General features: G+C 71.1%; 16 protein-coding genes. 2 read left to right on the top strand and 14 right to left on the bottom strand.

What is annotated here, in order from left to right; all coding sequences use genetic code 11:
• Positions 1 to 19 precede the first annotated feature (19 nt).
• Entirely contained in the window at positions 20 to 526 is a 507-nt protein-coding gene (locus ACTOQ1_RS10135; RefSeq protein ID WP_440066010.1) for a hypothetical protein, read from the top strand.
• A gap of 37 nt (positions 527 to 563) precedes the next feature.
• On the opposite strand, the gene whiA is transcribed toward ACTOQ1_RS10135, so the two are convergent.
• The 7 genes from whiA to uvrA all read right to left on the bottom strand — a co-directional run bounded on the left by whiA (position 564) and on the right by uvrA (position 9,756).
• Positions 564 to 1,544, bottom strand: coding sequence for a DNA-binding protein WhiA (whiA, locus tag ACTOQ1_RS10130; protein WP_329079024.1), 981 nt, complete (start codon positions 1,542 to 1,544; stop codon positions 564 to 566).
• 93 nt (positions 1,545 to 1,637) lie between these two features.
• Positions 1,638 to 2,555: a gluconeogenesis factor YvcK family protein gene (locus ACTOQ1_RS10125; RefSeq protein ID WP_440066534.1), complete on the bottom strand. Its 918-nt coding sequence runs from the start codon at positions 2,553 to 2,555 to the stop codon at positions 1,638 to 1,640.
• Positions 2,556 to 2,569: 14 nt separating this feature from the next.
• Positions 2,570 to 3,442: an RNase adapter RapZ gene (gene rapZ / locus ACTOQ1_RS10120; protein ID WP_440066009.1), complete on the bottom strand. Its 873-nt coding sequence runs from the start codon at positions 3,440 to 3,442 to the stop codon at positions 2,570 to 2,572.
• The gene (uvrC, locus tag ACTOQ1_RS10115) at positions 3,439 to 5,397 is read right to left on the bottom strand and encodes an excinuclease ABC subunit UvrC (protein WP_440066532.1); all 1,959 of its coding nucleotides are present in this window, start codon (positions 5,395 to 5,397) and stop codon (positions 3,439 to 3,441) included. The genes rapZ and uvrC overlap by 4 nt, the downstream gene beginning before the upstream one ends.
• Positions 5,398 to 5,699: 302 nt before the next feature.
• Positions 5,700 to 6,170, bottom strand: coding sequence for a Rieske (2Fe-2S) protein (locus ACTOQ1_RS10110; RefSeq protein ID WP_440066008.1), 471 nt, complete (start codon positions 6,168 to 6,170; stop codon positions 5,700 to 5,702).
• A gap of 230 nt (positions 6,171 to 6,400) precedes the next feature.
• Positions 6,401 to 6,826, bottom strand: a complete 426-nt coding sequence (locus ACTOQ1_RS10105) for a Rieske (2Fe-2S) protein (protein WP_440066007.1) — start codon at positions 6,824 to 6,826, stop codon at positions 6,401 to 6,403.
• A gap of 89 nt (positions 6,827 to 6,915) precedes the next feature.
• Positions 6,916 to 9,756: an excinuclease ABC subunit UvrA gene (gene uvrA / locus ACTOQ1_RS10100; protein ID WP_440066006.1), complete on the bottom strand. Its 2,841-nt coding sequence runs from the start codon at positions 9,754 to 9,756 to the stop codon at positions 6,916 to 6,918.
• Positions 9,757 to 10,024: 268 nt separating this feature from the next.
• On the opposite strand from uvrA, the gene ACTOQ1_RS10095 reads away from it, so the two are divergent.
• Positions 10,025 to 10,666: an MBL fold metallo-hydrolase gene (locus ACTOQ1_RS10095; RefSeq protein ID WP_440066005.1), complete on the top strand. Its 642-nt coding sequence runs from the start codon at positions 10,025 to 10,027 to the stop codon at positions 10,664 to 10,666.
• A gap of 83 nt (positions 10,667 to 10,749) precedes the next feature.
• On the opposite strand, the gene ACTOQ1_RS10090 is transcribed toward ACTOQ1_RS10095, so the two are convergent.
• From ACTOQ1_RS10090 to ACTOQ1_RS10060, 7 genes are all read right to left on the bottom strand, one after another.
• Complete coding sequence (locus ACTOQ1_RS10090) at positions 10,750 to 11,019, bottom strand: hypothetical protein (protein WP_440066004.1); 270 nt, start codon at positions 11,017 to 11,019, stop codon at positions 10,750 to 10,752.
• A gap of 135 nt (positions 11,020 to 11,154) precedes the next feature.
• A complete protein-coding gene (pssA, locus tag ACTOQ1_RS10085; RefSeq protein WP_440066003.1) occupies positions 11,155 to 11,988 on the bottom strand; it encodes a CDP-diacylglycerol--serine O-phosphatidyltransferase in 834 nt (277 codons plus the stop codon).
• The gene (locus tag ACTOQ1_RS10080) at positions 11,975 to 12,622 is read right to left on the bottom strand and encodes a phosphatidylserine decarboxylase (protein WP_440066002.1); all 648 of its coding nucleotides are present in this window, start codon (positions 12,620 to 12,622) and stop codon (positions 11,975 to 11,977) included. Before ACTOQ1_RS10080 ends, pssA begins: the two co-directional genes overlap by 14 nt.
• Positions 12,623 to 12,749: 127 nt before the next feature.
• The gene (locus ACTOQ1_RS10075; RefSeq protein ID WP_440066001.1) at positions 12,750 to 13,739 is read right to left on the bottom strand and encodes a TerC family protein; all 990 of its coding nucleotides are present in this window, start codon (positions 13,737 to 13,739) and stop codon (positions 12,750 to 12,752) included.
• Between the two features lie 462 nt (positions 13,740 to 14,201).
• On the bottom strand, positions 14,202 to 15,362 hold the full coding sequence (locus ACTOQ1_RS10070) for a glycosyltransferase family 4 protein (RefSeq protein WP_440066000.1): 1,161 nt from the start codon (positions 15,360 to 15,362) through the stop codon (positions 14,202 to 14,204).
• Positions 15,355 to 17,013: a murein biosynthesis integral membrane protein MurJ gene (gene murJ, locus ACTOQ1_RS10065; RefSeq protein WP_440065999.1), complete on the bottom strand. Its 1,659-nt coding sequence runs from the start codon at positions 17,011 to 17,013 to the stop codon at positions 15,355 to 15,357. Before murJ ends, ACTOQ1_RS10070 begins: the two co-directional genes overlap by 8 nt.
• The gene (locus ACTOQ1_RS10060) at positions 17,010 to 17,888 is read right to left on the bottom strand and encodes a hypothetical protein (protein ID WP_440065998.1); all 879 of its coding nucleotides are present in this window, start codon (positions 17,886 to 17,888) and stop codon (positions 17,010 to 17,012) included. Before ACTOQ1_RS10060 ends, murJ begins: the two co-directional genes overlap by 4 nt.
• Between the last annotated feature and the right edge of the window lie 4 nt (positions 17,889 to 17,892).

The raw sequence follows: 17,892 nt of genomic DNA, 5'->3' as shown, positions 1-17,892 counted from the left end.
AACCCCAAGAGGAACTGCCATGACAGACAACGATCCGCACCTGGCGAACGGGCTCCTACCAGGCATTGTCGCCGGTCTTCTGGCCACCGTCGCCGGTGCCGCGGCCTACGGCGCGCTCATCGCCTTCAGCGGGTACGAGATCGGATTCGCCGCCGTCGGCGTCGGTCTCCTCGTCGGCCTCGCCATGATCGCGGTCAGGCCGACCAGCCCGGTACTGCCGCCGCTGGCCGCCTTCCTCTCCCTCGCCGGCGCCGCGCTCGGCCAGATCGCCGGGGCCGTCATCGTCTGGGTGCGGCTGTCCGGCGAGGACTACGGCTCCGCTGTCGTCCGGGTCCTCGACGCCTTCCCCGACGCGATCAGGAGCGCCCCCATGGCGCTGCTGTTCTGGGTGGTCGCCGCCTACGCGGGCTTCGGCTTCGTGAACAGGCGCGTCAAGGCCGCCCGCGCGGCCCACGACGCCTCGTCCGTCCCGCAGCCGGACGAGGCCGGCCGGGTGAACTACTTCGAGCCCAGGAAGCAGCCGTGAGCGGCGGGCCCTTCCGCGGCCCGATCCGGAAGGGGGCCTACGGGGCCAGCATGTCGACGGTGAGATTGGCCTCGGTGTTGGGGATGCCGATGTCCTGGGCGCGCTTGTCGGCCATGGCCAGCAGGCGGCGGATGCGGCCGGCGATGGCGTCCTTGGTCAGGGGCGGGTCCGCGAGCTGACCGAGCTCCTCCAAAGAGGCCTGCTTGTGCTCCACCCGCAGGCGGCCGGCGATCACCAGGTGCTCGGGGGCCTCCTCCCCGAGGATCTCCAGGGCCCGCTGGACCCTGGCCCCCGCGGCGACCGCGGCGCGGGCCGAACGGCGCAGGTTGGCGTCGTCGAAGTTGGCCAGCCGGTTGGCCGTCGCACGCACCTCGCGGCGCATCCGCCGCTCCTCCCAGGCCAGCACGCTGTCGTGGGCGCCCAGCCTGGTCAGCAGCGCGCCGATGGCGTCGCCGTCACGGACCACCACCCGGTCGACGCCGCGCACCTCGCGGGCCTTGGCGTGGATCTTCAACCGCCGCGCGGACCCGACCAGCGCGAGCGCCGCCTCCGGCCCGGGACAGGTGACCTCCAGCGACATCGAGCGCCCCGGCTCGGTGAGCGAACCGTGCGCCAGGAACGCCCCCCGCCAGGCCGCCTCGGCGTCGCAGGTCGCCCCCGCGACGACCTGGCGGGGCAGGCCGCGGACCGGGCGCCCGTGGTTGTCGATCAAACCGGTCTGGCGGGCGAGCGCCTCCCCGTCGCGGTAGACCCGCACGAGGTAACGCGAGCCCTTGCGCAGTCCGGCGGGGGCCAGGACGAGCACCTCCGCCTTGTGCCCGAAGACCTCACCGATGTCCTTGATCAGCCGCCGGGCGGTGACGTTGGTGTCAAGCTCGGCCTCGATCACGATCCGGCCGCTCACCAGATGCAACCCGCTCGCGAACCGCAGCAGCGTCGACACCTCGGCCTTACGGCAGCAAGGCTTCAGGACCGGCAGCCTGCTCAGCTCGTCCTTGACCACACCTGTCATCGCCATGCGCGTTCGTCCTCCCCCATACAGACCCCATGCGGCCCGAGATAAATCGGGCTCACAGAAGTTTCTCGCACTCCTGAGCACCGCTGACCAGGATCAACGCTTCTCACGGAAAATCTCGTCCAGGACGGAGGCAAGACGTTGTGCATCGTGTCGCGGGGAGCCGTCCTCGTCCGCCACGGAGGCGAGGACCAGCCGCCCGCCGAGGTCGGCCGCGGCCTTCTCCAGCTCGTCGCGGTCCTCGATCACCCCGGTGTCGGCGATGACGACGTCGATCTCCAGGGAGGGCGCGTGCTGGCGCAGCACCTCCAGGTGCTTCTGGGGGGAGAAGCCGTCGGTCTCCCCCGGCTGCGGGGCGAGGTTCAGCGTGACCAGGCGGCGCGCGCGGGTGGTGTGCAGCGCCTCGGCCAGCTCGGGCACCTTCAGGTGGGGCAGCACGCTGGTGAACCAGGACCCGGGACCGAACACCACCCAGTCGGCGTCGAGGACCGCCTGGACGGCCTCGGGACACGCCGGCGGATCCTCGGGGAGCAGCGAGATGGCCCGGACCCTGCCGGGGGTGAGGGCGCAGGCCACCTGGCCGCGCACCGTGCTCACCTCGCCGTCCAGCTCGACCTCGGCGGCGATGTCGAGCGGCACCGAGGACATCGGCAGCACCCGCCCGTGCGCGCCGAGCAGCCGCCCGAGCCAGTCGAGCCCGGAGACCGTGTCGCCGAGCCGTTCCCACAGCGCCACGATCAGCAGGTTGCCGATCGCGTGGCCGTGCAGGTCGCCCTCGCTGCGGAAGCGGTGCTGGACGACCTCGCTCCAGGTGCGCCCCCACTCGTCGTCACCGCACAGGGCGGCCAGGGCCATCCTCAGGTCTCCCGGGGGGAGCACGCCGAGCTCACGACGGAGACGGCCGCTCGACCCTCCGTCGTCGGCGACGGTGACCACCGCCGTCAGCCGGGAGGTGACCCTCCGCAGCGCCGACAGCGAGGCGTACAGCCCGTGTCCTCCACCCAGTGCGACGATCTTGAGACCTTCGTTCACTCCCGGCCCACATCCCGATGGCTCACCTGCACCTCCATGCCACCCCTGTCGCGCAGCCGGCCGCCGAGCTGCTCGGCCATGGCGACACTGCGATGCTTGCCGCCGGTGCAGCCGACGGCGAGCGTGGCGTAGCTCTTGCCCTCGCGGGTGTAGCCGGAGGCGATGATGGCGAACACCTCCTCGTAGGCGTCGAGGAGTTCCTTCGCACCCGCTTGGTTGAGAACGTACTCCCGTACGGGAGCGTCCAGTCCGTTCATGGGGCGAAGTTCGGGAACCCAGTGGGGATTGGGCAGGAACCGGCAGTCGACGACCAGGTCCGCGTCGACGGGCAGGCCGTACTTGTAGCCGAAGGAGACGACGTTGACCCGCAGGCCGGGGCGGTCCTCGCCGCCGAAGAAGGCGACGATCTTCCCGCGGAGCTCGTGGACGTTGAGGTTGGAGGTGTCGATCACCAGGTCGGCGTTGGCCCGGACCTCGCGCAGGATGCCGCGCTCGCGGGCGATCCCGTCGACCAGGCGGCCGTCGCTCTGCAGCGGGTGCGGGCGGCGGACGTTCTCGAACCTGCGGACCAGCTCCTCGTCACTGGCCTCCAGGAACACCACGCGCACGGCGACGCCGCGCCCCTCCAGCTCCTCGATCGCGCTGTTGAGGTCACTGGTGAAGGCCAGGCTGCGCACGTCGACCACCGCGGCCACCTTGTCGGCGGCCAGCTTGACCCGCCCCGCCTCCTCGGCCATGGCGAACAGCAGCCCGGGCGGCAGGTTGTCGATGACGAACCACCCCAGGTCCTCCAGGGCCTTGGCGGCGGTGCTCCGCCCCGCCCCCGACATTCCGGTGACGAGGACGAACGCGGGCTCTCTTTCGCTCATGGGTTCTGCCCCTTCAAGGCCGACACGATCGTCTCGGCCGTCGAGGGGCCGATCCCGGGAACCTCGCAGATCTGTGCCGCGGTCGCCTCCCGCAGCCGTTTCACCGATCCGAAATGCTTGATCAACGCCTGCCTGCGGGCCGGGCCGAGACCGGGGACCTCGTCCAGAGCGCTTTCCTTGACGCTCTTCGACCGTTTGGATCGATGGTAGGCGATGGCGAAGCGGTGGGCCTCGTCGCGTACCCGCTGGAGAAGGTAAAGGGCCTCGCTGGAGCGGGCGAGGATCACCGGCAGGTCCTCGCCGGGCAGCCAGACCTCCTCCAGCCGCTTGGCCAGGCCGCACACCGCCACGTCGTCCACGCCCAGCTCGTCGAGCGCCCTGCGGGCCGCCGCGGCCTGCGCGGGACCGCCGTCGACGACGACCAGGTTGGGCGGGTAGGCGAACTTGCGCGGCTTGCCGGTCTCCGGGTCGATGCCCGGTGCCCGCGACCCCTCCCCCGGCTCTCCCGCGGCCTCTTCGGCGGGATCGGCCCCGGTGGCCGCGTCGAGCTCCCCGGTGGCGGAGCGCTCCTCCAGATAGCGCTTGAACCGGCGGGAGATCACCTCGTGGATGGAGGCGACGTCACCCTCGGTGGAGCGCACGGAGAACCTGCGGTACTCGCTCTTGCGGGCCAGGCCGTCCTCGAACACCACCATGGAGGCCACCACGTTGGTGCCCTGGATGTGGGAGACGTCGTAGCACTCGATGCGCAGCGGCACCTGGTCGAGGTCGAGGGCGTCGGCGACCTCCTGCAGCGCCCTGCTGCGCGCGGTCAGGTCGCTGGCCCGTCTCAGCTTGTGCTGCTTCAGGGACTCGAGGGCGTTGCGCTCGACGGTCTCCATCAGCGACCTCTTGTCGCCGCGCTGGGGGACCCTGATCTCCACCCGTGCCCCGCGGTGCTCGCCGAGCAGCTCGGTGACCGCCTCGGCGTCGGGGGGCAGGACGGGCACCAGCACCTCCCTGGGCAGCGCCTCGGCGGCCGCGTCGCCGTACATCTGCAGCAGGAACTGCTCGACCAGCTCGCCCGGCGCGACCTCGTCGACCTTGTCGACCACCCAGCCGCGCTGCCCCCTGATCCGCCCGCTGCGAACGTAGAACACCTGGACGGCGGCCTCCAGCGGATCCTCCGCCAGGGCGATCACGTCGCAGTCGGTGTTGTCGCCGAGGACCACGGCCTGCTTCTCCATCGCCCGCTGCAGCGCCTGGATGTCGTCACGCAGCCTGGCGGCCCGCTCGTACTCCTGCGCGAGGGCGGCCTCGCGCATCTCGCGCTCCAGCCGCTTGATGAACCGGCCGGTGTTGCCCGCCATGAACTCGCAGAAGTCGTCGGCCAGTTCCCGGTGCTCCTCGGCGGTGACCCGGCCGACGCAGGGGGCCGAGCACTTGTCGATGTAGCCCAGCAGGCAGGGGCGGCCGATCTGCGCGGCCCGCTTGAACACCCCGCCCGAGCAGCTCCTGATCGGGAAGACCCGCAGCAGCAGGTCGACGGTCTCCCTGATCGCCCAGGCGTGGGAGTAGGGGCCGAAGTAACGGGTGCCTTTGCGCTTGGCGCCGCGCAGCACCTGGACCCGGGGGAACTCCTCCCCCATGGTGACCGCGAGGTAGGGGTAGGACTTGTCGTCGCGGTACTTGACGTTGAACCGGGGGTCGTACTCCTTGATCCAGGAGTATTCGAGCTGGAGCGCCTCGACCTCGGTGCCGACGACCGTCCAGTCGACGTCCACGGCCGTCGTGAGCATGGTCTGGGTGCGCGGGTGCAGGCCCGCGAAGTCGGCGAAGTAGGAGTTGAGCCGCTGGCGCAGGCTCTTGGCCTTGCCGACGTAGATGACCCGGCCCTCGGCGTCCTTGAACCGGTAGACGCCCGGGGACTCGGGGATGGACCCCGGCTTCGGCCGGAAACTCAACGGACCACCCACAGATCTCGCCACACGGAAAGACTATCGGCCCGGACCGACAGGTTTCCTTACAGCTTTCCCCGCCGGCCTCCCCGCCCTGCCTTCGTGGCGGCCTTCCGGCTTCCCCCGCCTGGCCTTCCCAGCCTGGCCTTCGTGGCGGCCTTCCCGCCCGGCCGGCGGCCGGGACACGGCGCGGCCGGGGCGGGCCACACCCTCATGCGAAGCCCGTCGCTTCGCGAGGTGACCGGGCCGTACGGGAGCCGCCGCGTGACACCCGGCCCCCCGCCGGGACGTTCCTCCCGGCGGCGGGCCCGCGGCCGGGTTCAGGCGAGGACGATGGAGTCGCCGTCCACCTTGATCGCCTTCTCCTCCAGCGGCTTGTCGGCCGGGCCGTTCGCCACGGAACCGTCAGTGATCTTGAACTTGCTGCCGTGGCACGGGCAGTCGATGGTGCCGTCCGCGATCTTGTCGACGTCGCACCCCTGGTGGGTGCAGACGGAGCTGAACGCCTTGAACTCCCCCGCGGTCGGCTGGGTGATCACGATCTTCTCGTCCTTGAAGACCTTGCCGCCACCCTCGGGGATGTCCGCGGTCTTGGCCAGGGCGTTCGCCCCGGAGTTCCCTTCCGCGCCCGCACTCGTCTCGGCCGCCTCCGGCGCCTGCGAGGCGGCGGTCGCGGATGTGTCCCCGCCGTCCGCCGCAGGCTCTCCGTATCCCGCGCACGCGGTCAGCACCGCGGCCATCCCGGCCCCACCGGCGCTCAATATCACGGTACGACGTGTCGTCTCAGTCATGAATATCCTCCAGGATCATCATCTTCAGGTACGGCTGGAACCCCGATGACGGTTCAGCATGCCGTACCACTTGTCAGGAGACTGTGAAGAATTACCGCCTCAGCCCTCTTTCCGGGCCATCCGGAGGATCCCCCTGGAAGCCCTCGGGGCGGGCTTCGGACCCGGCGAATCCGGCTCCGGCGCTCCCGACAGGACCCGCGCCGCCCCCGAGGGGAAGACGGCACGAACTATCAGACCATGACGATCCCGTCGCCCTCGACCTTCAGCGCGTACTGGACCAGCGGCGCCTCCGCCGGGCCCTTGAGGCACTTGCCGGAGTCGGCGGCGAACTCGCTGCCGTGGCAGGGGCAGCGGATCACGCCGTCACCGACCCTGCCGACCGCGCACCCCCGGTGTGGGCAGCTCGCGGTGAACGCCCTGAACACCCCCGAGGACGGCTGGGTGATCACGATCTTCCACTTGGTGATCACCTTGCCGCCGCCCACCGGGATGTCGGTGGTCCGCGCGATGACCTTCCCCTTGATCCCCGGCGGCACGATGGCGGCGGCGGACTCCCCGCCGCCGCACCCGGCCAGCGCCGCCCCGCACGCCACGGCCCCCGCCGCGGCGATCACCTGCCTGCGCGCGGGCACGGCGGAGGCCTCCTGCGTGCTCATCTCGGCCCTTCTCGCAACGTCGTCCCCGGATCGGAACCGGGCTCCGCGTCAAGGGTATTGACGGGGTGGCCCGGTCCGGAATCCGGCCTTCAGCTGCCGAGGATCTTGCGCAGGAAGCGGCCGGTGTGACTCTCGTCGACCAGGGCGACCTCCTCGGGCGTGCCGACGGCGAGCACGCTGCCGCCCCGGGAGCCGCCCTCGGGGCCCATGTCGATCAGCCAGTCGGCGGTCTTGATCACGTCGAGGTTGTGCTCGATGACGATGACCGTGTTGCCCCCGTCGACGAGCTTGCCCAGGACGCCCAGCAGCCTGCGGATGTCCTCGAAGTGCAGGCCGGTGGTGGGCTCGTCGAGCACGTAGATCGTCCGGCCGGTGGAGCGGCGCTGCAGCTCGGAGGCGAGCTTGACGCGCTGGGCCTCGCCGCCGGACAGGGTCGTGGCGGGCTGGCCGAGCCTGACGTAGCCCAGGCCGACGTCGTTGAGCGTCTTCAGGTAGCGCTTGATGGCCGGGATGGAGTCGAAGAAGTCCAGGGCCTCCTCGATCGGCATGTCGAGCACCTCGGAGATCGTCTTGCCCTTGTAGTGGACCTCCAGGGTCTCCCGGTTGTAGCGCGCCCCGTGGCAGACCTCGCAGGGCACGTAGACGTCCGGCAGGAAGTTCATCTCGATCTTGAGGGTGCCGTCTCCCGAGCAGGCCTCGCACCGGCCGCCCTTGACGTTGAAGCTGAACCGGCCCTTCTGGTAGCCGCGGACCTTGGCCTCGGTGGTCTGCGCGAACAGGTCGCGGACCTTGTCGAAGACACCGGTGTAGGTGGCCGGGTTGGACCGGGGCGTGCGGCCGATCGCCGACTGGTCGACGTGCACGACCTTGTCGACCAGGTCCATCCCGTTGACCCGCGCGTGGCGGCCGGGGACGGTGCGCGCGCCGTTCAGCTCCTTGGCCAGCGCGTTGTAGAGGATGTCGTTGACCAGGGTGGACTTGCCGGATCCCGAGACCCCGGTGACCGCGGTCAGCAGCCCCAGCGGGAACTCCACGTCGACGCCCTTGAGGTTGTGCTCGCGGGCGCCCTTCACGGTGATCTGCCGCTTCCTGTCACGCTTGCGGCGGGTGGCGGGGATCGCGATCGTCTTGCGGCCGGACAGGTAGGCGCCGGTCATCGAGGTCTCCGAGGCCAGCAGGTCGGCCACGGTGCCCGAGACGACGACCTGGCCGCCGTGCTCACCCGCCCCGGGGCCGATGTCGACCACCCAGTCGGCGGCGGCGATGGTGTCCTCGTCGTGCTCGACCACGATGAGCGTGTTGCCCATGTCACGCAGCCTGATCAGGGTCTCCAGCAGCCGCTGGTTGTCCCGCTGGTGCAGGCCGATGGAGGGCTCGTCCAGCACGTACAGCACCCCGACCAGGCCCGAGCCGATCTGGGTGGCGAGCCGGATGCGCTGCGCCTCGCCACCGGCGAGGGTGCCGGAGGCCCGGTCCATGGTCAGGTAGTCGAGACCCACGTCGAGCAGGAAGCCCATCCGGGCGTTGATCTCCTTGACCACCCGCTCGGCGATGTGCATGTCGCGGTCGGACAGCTTCAGCCCCGCCAGGAACTCCGCGCAGTCGCCGATCGACATCGACGAGACGTCGGCGATCGAGCGGCCGTCGACCGTGACGGCGAGCGAGACCGGCTTGAGCCTGGCCCCCTCGCAGGCCGGGCACGGGATCTCCCGCATGTAGCCTTCGTACTTCTCGCGCATGCCGTCGCTGTCGGACTCGCCGTGGCGGCGCTGCACCCAGGGGATGACCCCCTCGAAAGTGGTGTAGTAGGAGCGCTGGCGGCCGTAGCGGTTGCTGTAGCGGACGTGGACCTGCTCGTCGTGGCCGTACAGCAGGGCCTTCTGCGCCTTCTTGGGGAGCCGCTCCCACGGGGTGTCGAGACCGAAGCCCATGGTCAGGCCGAGCGCCTCGACCAGGCGTACGAAGTAGTCGCTGGTGTGGCCGCCGGCCCACGGGGAGAGCGCGCCCTCGCCCAGCGGCCTCTCCGGGTCGGGTACGACCAGGTCGGGGTCGACCTCCATCCGGACGCCCAGGCCCGTGCACTCCGGGCAGGCGCCGAAGGGCGAGTTGAACGAGAACGAGCGAGGCTCCAGCTCCTCGAACGACAGGTCGTCGTAGGGGCAGTAGAGGTGCTCGGAGTAGAAGCGCTCGCGGTTGGGGTCGTCCTCCGGCAGGTCGACGAACTCCAGGGTGATCGTCCCGCCCGACAGGTTCAGGGCGGTCTCCACCGAGCCGGTCAGGCGGCTGCTCGCGCCCTCCTTCACGGCCAGCCGGTCGACGATCACCTCGATGTCGTGCTTCTCCTGCTTCTTCAGCGTCGGCGGGTCGTCCAGCCGGACCACCGTGCCGTCGACGCGGGCGCGGGCGAAGCCCTTCGCCTGGAGCTGGGTGAACAGCTCGGCGTACTCGCCCTTGCGGCCGCGGACCACCGGGGCGAGCACCTGGAAGCGGGTGCCCTCCTCCAGCTCCATGACCCGGTCGACGATCTGCTCGGGGCTCTGCCTGGCGATCGCCCGCCCGCACTGCGGGCAGTGCGGCTTGCCGATCCGCGCCCAGAGCAGGCGCAGGTAGTCGTACACCTCGGTGATCGTGCCGACGGTGGAACGGGGGTTGCGGCTCGTCGACTTCTGGTCGATCGACACCGCGGGCGAGAGCCCCTCGATGAAGTCGACGTCGGGCTTGTCCATCTGCCCGAGGAACTGCCGCGCGTACGCCGACAGCGATTCGACATAGCGCCGCTGGCCTTCGGCGAAGATCGTGTCGAAGGCCAGGCTGGACTTGCCCGAGCCGGACAGTCCGGTGAAGACGATCAGAGAGTCTCGCGGCAGCTCCAGCGAGACGTCCTTGAGGTTGTGTTCACGTGCACCACGCACGATGAGGCGGTCAGCCACAGCAGTCCCGACGTCGTTGATAGAGGGTTGGAAGCGGTCGCGGGAAGACTAGCGAGAGGGGCCGACAATTTTCCGGACCGGCGTCCGGAGTCGTTTTCCCGCCCTCTCCAGACTACGGCCTTCACCCAGACCTGGCAGGTGGCCCACGGTTTCAACGATGCGAACACCCCCCTTATGCCCCAACCTGCCCGCCGGGCGGAATGATGAGGGTGACGGGGGCAGGGCGCGCACCGCCCTGCCCTCCCGCGACCCCGTGCGAGGAGAATCCGTGACGTACACCGGTGATGTTCAGGTCGGCGGCCCCGCCGACCTGCGCGAGCTGCCCGCCCTGACGATCGCCAAGCTGGCCGTCGGCCCGTTCGACAACAACGCCTACCTGGTCCGTTGCACCCAGACCGGCGACGGCGCGCTCATCGACGCGGCCGCCGAGCCCGACCGGCTGCTCGAACTCATCGGCGACCAGCCGATCAGCAAGATCGTCACCACCCACCAGCACGGCGACCACTGGCAGGCCCTGGAGGAGGTCGCCAGGGCGACCGGCGCCTCGGTGATCGCCCACCCGCTCGACGCGGGTGCGCTACCGGTGCCGGTGGACCTGGAGGTGGAGAACGGCGACGGGATCACCGTCGGCGTGGTCAGCCTGGAGGTGATCCACCTGCGCGGGCACACCCCCGGCTCGATCGCCCTGTACTACCCGGGCCACCTGTTCACCGGCGACTCGCTCTTCCCCGGCGGCGTCGGCAACACCAACAAGGATCCCGAACGGTTCGCCCAGCTTTTCGCCGACGTGTCGGAGCGGATCTTCGACCGGCTGCCGGACGACACCTGGGTCTACCCGGGCCACGGCAAGGACACCACGCTCGGCGCCGAGCGCCCCTCGCTGCCCGAGTGGCGCGAGCGCGGCTGGTGACACCCCCCGGCCGGCGGGGAGTCCGGGCCCGTACGGCCGACTCCCCGCCGGCCGGGGGCCCGAGCGCGGCGGGAAGGCGGGCGTCAGCCGCCGAAGACCCGGAGGATCCGATCCGCGGCCTTGGCCGGATCCTCCACCCGCTCCACCAGGTCACCCCAGGACCAGCGGTAGAACCAGCCCTCGGCCAGCGGGACGCAGTCGAGGGTCTCGTTGAACATCGCCGCCTCGGGATCGCTGACCCGCAGCGACGGCGGGCTCCGTTTGAGCGTCACGCTCATGCCTCTCAGCTCCAGCTCGCGGGCGAGCATGCCGAGGAAGTAGGTACGGGTGTGCTCGTGCGGCTCAGCTCCCATGAGGCAATTGAACGCAGCCACGCCGGACATGGGAAGCGGGCCGGGGCATTCCGGGACGAGAACGGATCCGGGCATGGCGTACCGGCGACCATCCGCCATGCCCGCGGGGAAACGGCGTGAGCGCGCCGCGGGCGGTCAGCCGACCTCGGCGGACGCCTTGCGCTGCTCCTTGCGCTTCTCCCTCTTGAACATCAGGACCCGCAGCGGGATGGTCGCCACGATCGTCATCTGCATGACGGCCCCGACCTTGATCAGCGTGTCGCCACCGGCCAGGCCAGCGACCCAGATGGTCAGGCAGGCGACGTTGATCATCATCCAGGCGAGCACGGCGGCGGCCAGATTGCCCTTGGGCTTGGGGTACTCGATCCGGCTCACCATGAGGTACGCCACCCCGAAGACGGGCAGGATCGTCCAGATCGACGGGGGGAACAGCAGCACGACCGAGACCACGGTCATCGCGCCCATCGGGATGGGCAGCCCCATGAAGTCGCCGCTCTTGGTCTTCACGCAGGCGAAGCGCGCGAGCCGGATGACCCCGGCCAGCAGCACCGACGACGCCGCGGCCATCACCAGCAGAAAGGGGATCTGCTGGTTGAACCCCGCCCAGATGACCACCATGAAGGCGGGCGCGAAGCCGAAGCTGATCACATCGGCGAGGTTGTCCAGCTCGGCGCCCATGGCCGAGGCGCGGAACTTGCGGGCCACCAGGCCGTCGAACAGGTCGCAGGTGGCGCCGATCAGCAGGAGCACCACGGCGGTGCCGAAGAACCGGGGGTCGGCCGCGAAGGGCTTGTCCTGCTGCAGCGCGCTGATGGCCGACCAGGCCAGCACGCAGACCGCGAGGAAGCCGCAGAGGGCGTTGCCGAGGGACAGGGAGTCCGCGGCCGACAGGCGGAACGCCTTGCCCACGGGTCCTCGTGGCTCGTCGTCCGTCTCGTCCATCGGCCAGCTCGCGTCAGCCGTGGTCAAGACCCGTCACCCCCGCGACCGTCTTCTGGCCCACGGAGACGGCCGGGGCGATCCCCTCGGGAAGGTAGACGTCGACCCGCGAGCCGAGCCTGATCAGGCCGATCCGCTCGGCCCTGGCGACCTTCGCCCCCGCGGCCACGTAGGGCACGATGCGACGCGCGACCGCGCCGGCGATCTGGACCAGCTCGACGTCGCCGAGCGCGGTGTCCAGGTGCCAGACGACCCGCTCGTTGGTGTCGCTGTCCTTGTTGAACGCGGGCAGGTAGCCCCCGGACACGTGTTCCACCGAGGTGACCGTGCCGGCCAGCGGCGCCCGGTTGACGTGCACGTCGAGAGGGCTCATGAAGATCGCGACACGGGTGCGGCCGTCCGGCCACGGGTCGATGCTCTGCACCACGCCGTCCGCGGGCGACAGGATCCGCCCGGTGCCCGGAGTGCGATCTGGATCGCGGAAGAACCAGAGCATCCCGCCGGTGAGCGCGGTCAGCGGGACCGCCGCCAGCGCCCAGCGCCGGTCACGACGGCTGAGCAGGGAGGTTACGGCGGCGGCGGCCACGGTCGGGAGCAACCACGGGGAGACGCCACGTGCCAGGCCCAGCGGGCCTGGCATGTGGCTTGCTGAATCGTGGGACACAGGGAACCTTTGTGATGTCTTGCGGCATTAGACCGGTATGTCTACCCGCTCTGGGGCAGGATGTTACCCATCTCTCAGCCCTTATAAGGCGCAATGAGACAAGCAAAGCGCCTCACACGCTGATTCGCTAGCCCTGCTCGACACTCGCCGGGGTGGTGTTTTCCTTGCCCGCGCGGTTGTCACGCCGGGCCTTGATCAGGCTGACCACGGTGGTGACGACCATCGTGACGACGATGACCGACAGCGACACCCAGATCGGCACCTCAGGGGCCCAGGAGACACCGCTGGAGTGCAGAGCCTCGAGGATCAGCTTAACCCCGATGAAACCGAGGATGAACGCAAGACCGAAGCTGAGGTAGACCAGCTTCTGGAGCAGACCGCCCAGCAGGAAGTACAGCTGGCGCAGGCCCATCAGGGCGAACGCGTTCGCGGTGAAGACGATGAAGGCGTCGGTGGTCAGGCCGAAGATCGCCGGAATCGAGTCGAGCGCGAACAGCAGGTCGGTGGTGCCGATGGCGATCATGACGATCAGCAGCGGGGTGACCAGTCGCTTGCCGTCGACCTTGACGGTGATCTTGGAACCCACGTAGTCGTCGGTGTGCGGCAGCACCCGCCGCGCCCAGCGCAGCACCGCGTTCTCCTCGAGGTGCTCCTCCTGGCCGAACTGGCGGACGAGCTGGACGGCCGTGTAGATCAGGAACACGCCGAAGACGTAGAACAGCCAGCCGAAGTTGGCCAGGGCCGCCGCGCCGATCGCGATGAAGATGCCGCGCATGACCAGCGCCATCAGGATGCCGATCAGCAGCACCTTGTGCTGATGCATCTTCGGCACCGCGAAGCGGGTCATGATGATGTAGAAAACGAAGAGGTTGTCGATGCTCAGGCTGTACTCGGTGAGATACCCGGCGACGAACTGGCCCGCGGGGGTGGGACCCGCGAAGACCAACAGCCCGATGCCGAAGAGCACGGCGAGGGTGACGTAGAAGCCGACCCAGAACCCGGCCTGCTTGAGGGAGAACTCCCGGGGCTCGCCTCGATCGACGATCCACAGGTCGAAGGCGAGGATGACCAGGAGTCCGCCGATGACGGCGAACCATGCCCAGACAGGAACATTCACAACTGATAAACCTCCGGCGGCGCGCACGACAGACTGCCGGAGGTCTCTCCCGCCCGCGTGAAGACAGGTCGACGTGAAGCGGGTCGACAATGCGGACCGACAGCCCCGGGGGCCTCGTGGGGCGAGGCAACACCGTGATGACGAGACTGTCGCGAAGGGATACTCCCCCCCTAACCACGCCAGTATAGGTGTCCGGCATGGCGGCGCCTAATCCAACATCGCGACGCCCCCGCTTGTTCCTCCCGGCTCGGGAACCGCCCGCCACCGGCCCCTCAACGCCCTCCAGGCCTCCGGAAGACCACGAGCACTCCTTCTCCGACGTCAGGGAGGAGTCCGGCACAAGCCGCGAATCTCCGCACAGTCCCGGGGAGGACCCGGTGCGGCCCGCTCAGAAAAGCTTCGGTCACCACCGCTCGGGGAAACCCGGTCACCACCGCTCAGGGGAGCCCGGTTCGCCACCGCTCAGGAGAGCCCGGCATAGACCGCGAGCACCGCCGCGAGCGCCTCCGGCTCGCCCGGCAGCCCACGGCCCCGCCTGGCCGCGGCCCCGGCCAGTTCCCCGGCGAGACCGTCGTCGGCGAGCACCCTCGCGACCGCGTCGCGCATCGCGGCGATGTCCCCGTACGGCACCAGCAGCCCGGCCTCGCCCACCATCGCCGGGATGCCCCCCACCGCGGTGGCGATGACCGCCGTGCCCGCCCGCAGGGCCTCCTGCACGGTGAGCGGCTGCCCCTCCCAGCGGCTCGGCACCACCAGCGCCCTCGCCACCCCGAGCAGGTCCCCCACGTCGGCCCGGTCGCCGAGCAGCCGCACCGGCAGGTCCTCCCGGTCGATCCGCTCCTGCAGCTCCCCCCGCAGCGGCCCCTCCCCCGCCACCAGGAACACCGCCTCGGGCGTCCGCTCCCCCGGGCCCCGGCCGCCTGCGGGTCCGGCGGATGCCCGGCCCGGGACGGGTCCCGCGTCCCCGCGAGCCTCCCGCAGGGCCTTCGCGACGTCGAGCAGGGTCTCCAGCCCCTTCTGCTGGGCGAGCCTCGCGACCGTCAGGAAGATCACCCGATCACCCGTGCCGAGCTCTCGCCGCACATCGCCGGGCTCGCGCCCCGACGGGGGCAGCGAGGGCGCCGGAACGACGGCGGCCTCGACCCGCCCGGCCCCCAGGCGGGTCATCCGCTCCCCCAGGTCGGGGGAGACGACCAGGATCCGGTCTGCGCGGCAGGCCACGATCCGTTCCAGGAGACCGTAGACGGCACCGACGGCACCGCCCGCGGTGGCGGCGTTGTGCAGGGTCACCACCAGGCCGGTCCCGGTCCCGGCCAGCGCGATCGCCGCCAGGGCCCCGGCCCGTAGCCCGTGGGCGTGCACCGCGTGCGCCCCGCGCAGCGCCCGGAGCGCCAGGACCGCCCGCAGGTCGTCGAGCGGGCGGGGCCGGTCGGAGATCGGCACGGGCGCGAAGCGCGCGCCGAGGGCGGCGAAGCCGAAGGCGCGCTCCGTACTCGGCGGGCCCGCCACGACCACCCGATGGCCGCCGCGCACCAGCCCGCCGGCCAGCATGGCCACGTGCCGGCCGACCCCTCCCGCGCTCGTCCCCAGCACCAGTGCCACGCGCCTACCCTGGTCAGCCATCGGAACGGCTCCCCTCCCTCGCATCCCTCACAGCCCCCCGGCGGAGCCTCACCAGCAGCGCCCGGGCGTCCTTCCTGTCGATCACCACCGCCACGGACGCGAACGCGGCCACCCCGACCGCGCCCGCGGCCAGCCCGACCGCCACGGACGCCCAGGTGGACACCGCGCCGAAGGCGCCGACCAGGGTCAGGCCCGCCCCCCAGGCCGCGGCGCCGCCGGCCAGGGTCGCCAGCAGGGTGCGCGGCGTCCCCGCCAGCGCGGCCGCCCCCCTGCCACGGAGCACCGCGACGGCCAGGAGCAGCCCGCCGACGGTCATGCCGACGGTGCTGCCCAGTGCCAGCTGCCCGACCACGTCGGGCCGATCCCCCGCGGTGTGGGCGAGCACGATCTGGGCCAGCAGCGCGACGGCCCAGCCGGCCACCGAGGCGACGGCCGCCGACCGGCCCCGCCCGCAGGCGTACAGGACGCGGGCCAGGTGCAGCATGAGCGCGTACCCGACCAGGCCCGGCGCGAACAGCGCGACGGCCCTCGCCATCTCGGCGGGGACGCCGCCCGGGGTGCCCTCGAGGAACACCCTCGACACCGGTACGGCGACCGCCGCCATCACCCCGGCCGCGAGCCCCGTCATCAGGAGCACGGCCCGGGTGGTGGAGGCGGTCAGGGCGTCGAAACCCGGCGTGTCCCCCTCGGCCGCCCGGGTGGACAGCACCGGGAACGAGCTGGTGGCGATGGGCATCACGAGCACCGCGTACGGCAGCTGGTACAGCGCCCAGGCGTAGGTGTAGGCGGCGATCGCGCCCTCGCCGCCCAGGCCGTTGGCCAGGCGGATGACGACGATCAGCGCGATCTGCTGCGCGACCAGCACGGCGAGACCCGCGGTGGCGAGCCTTCGCGCCTTGGCCGCGACGCCGGGCGGGAACGACAGCGAGGGCCGCAGCCTGAGCCCGAGGCGGGAGACCGGGCCGACGACGGTGAGCACCATCGCGGCGGCGGCGACGGTCGCGCCGAGGGAGAGCGACAGCTGCCCGGCGCCGCTGAGCTTCGACAGGTTCTCGGCGGCATCCTCGTTGACCGCCTCGAACAACAGGTTGGAGGCGACGATGAGCAGGCTGGAGACCAGCGGCGCCATGGCCGGGCCCATGAACCGCCGGTGGGCCTGGAGCACCCCGTACAGCACCACGGCCAGCCCGAAGAAGATCATCCGAGGGGCGAAGACGACGAGCATGCCGGTGCCGGCCTCGACGACGCCGGCCGGGTCGCATCCGTGCGGATCGCCCATGAGCAGCGCGACGATCGGCCCGGCGAACGCGACGATGAGCAGCGTCAACGGCACCAGGACGAGCATCGCCCAGGTGAGCAACGCCGAGGTGGTCCTGCTCACCTCGGCCCTGGCCTCGGGGTCGTCATCGGACCTGGCGGCCGCCGAGGCCAGCACCGGCACCACCATCCCGGCCAGCACGCCGCCCGCGACCAGCTCGAAGACGATGTTGGGCACGTAGTTGGCGGTGTTGTAGGCGGTGCCCAGGCAGCTGTTGCCGACGCTCTGCGACTGGACGAGATAGCGGCCGAACCCGACGAGCCGGGCCAGGACGGTCACGACTCCGATGAGAAGTGCCGCTCCCGCGACCCCCCGCGCGATCCTCGTGCTCATCGGGGGGCGGGTGCCTGCTCCACAGGGCGACGGCCGAGCATGTCGACGCGGTGCAGGAGGGAGTTGCCCGCGATCACCTTGGTGAAGCTGATCCTCTCCGAGGCCGCGGTCAGCGCGACCACGGTGCCGAGCACGGCCATCCGTCCGGGACGGCCCAGGGTGACGGCGGCGGCCAGGCCGAGGAGCGCGCCCAGCGCGTTGGCCCCCGCGTCGCCGAGCATCGCCCGCTCGCCGAGGTCCTCGGGCAGCAGCGCGGCGGCGGCTCCCATCGGGAGCGCGACCAGGGTGGCCGGGACCGGGTCGTCCTTGAGCAGCCCCGCGGCGAGCAGGGGCGCCCCCGCGAGCAGGCCCACCTTGACGGCGCGGCCTGGCCGCAGGTCGAAGAGATTGGCCAGGTTGGCGCTCCCGGCGATCAGCCCGCCGTTGACGATGACGTCGAAGGGGTCGCGGGAGGTGACGGCGGCGGCGGCCAGGCCGGTCGCGCCGATGCCGAGGATCTTCACGGCCCCGCTGGTGACCTCGCCCTTGGCCAGGGCGCTCAGATGCCCCTTGAACCCCTTGGACGAGGTCGCGCCGTACAGGTCGTCGTAGGCTCCGAGGCCACCGCCACCCGCCACCGCCAGCAGCGCGGCCACCCGGACCCCGCCGGGCAGCCCGGGGACCACGGCCGCGGCGGCCCCGGCACCGGCCACGAACGCCGGGCCCTCCAGCAGGGTGATCGGCTCGCCCCGGTGGTTCGTCCGGGCCCAGGTCTCCGCGTCGCCCACCGGGGGTCTGCGGGTGAAGGCGGCGTACGCGGCACGCGCGGCGACCGCGCCGAGGAACGCGCCGGCGAGGGCGCCCGCGAGGGCGCGGGGAAAAGCGCGACGAGCCATCGGG

This window comes from Streptosporangium sp. OZ121 (assembly GCF_051918885.1).
In the GTDB taxonomy this organism is placed as follows: domain Bacteria; phylum Actinomycetota; class Actinomycetes; order Streptosporangiales; family Streptosporangiaceae; genus Streptosporangium.
The sequence above is the reverse complement of the archived record's forward strand: the minus strand, read 5'-3'. Positions and strand labels throughout refer to the sequence as shown.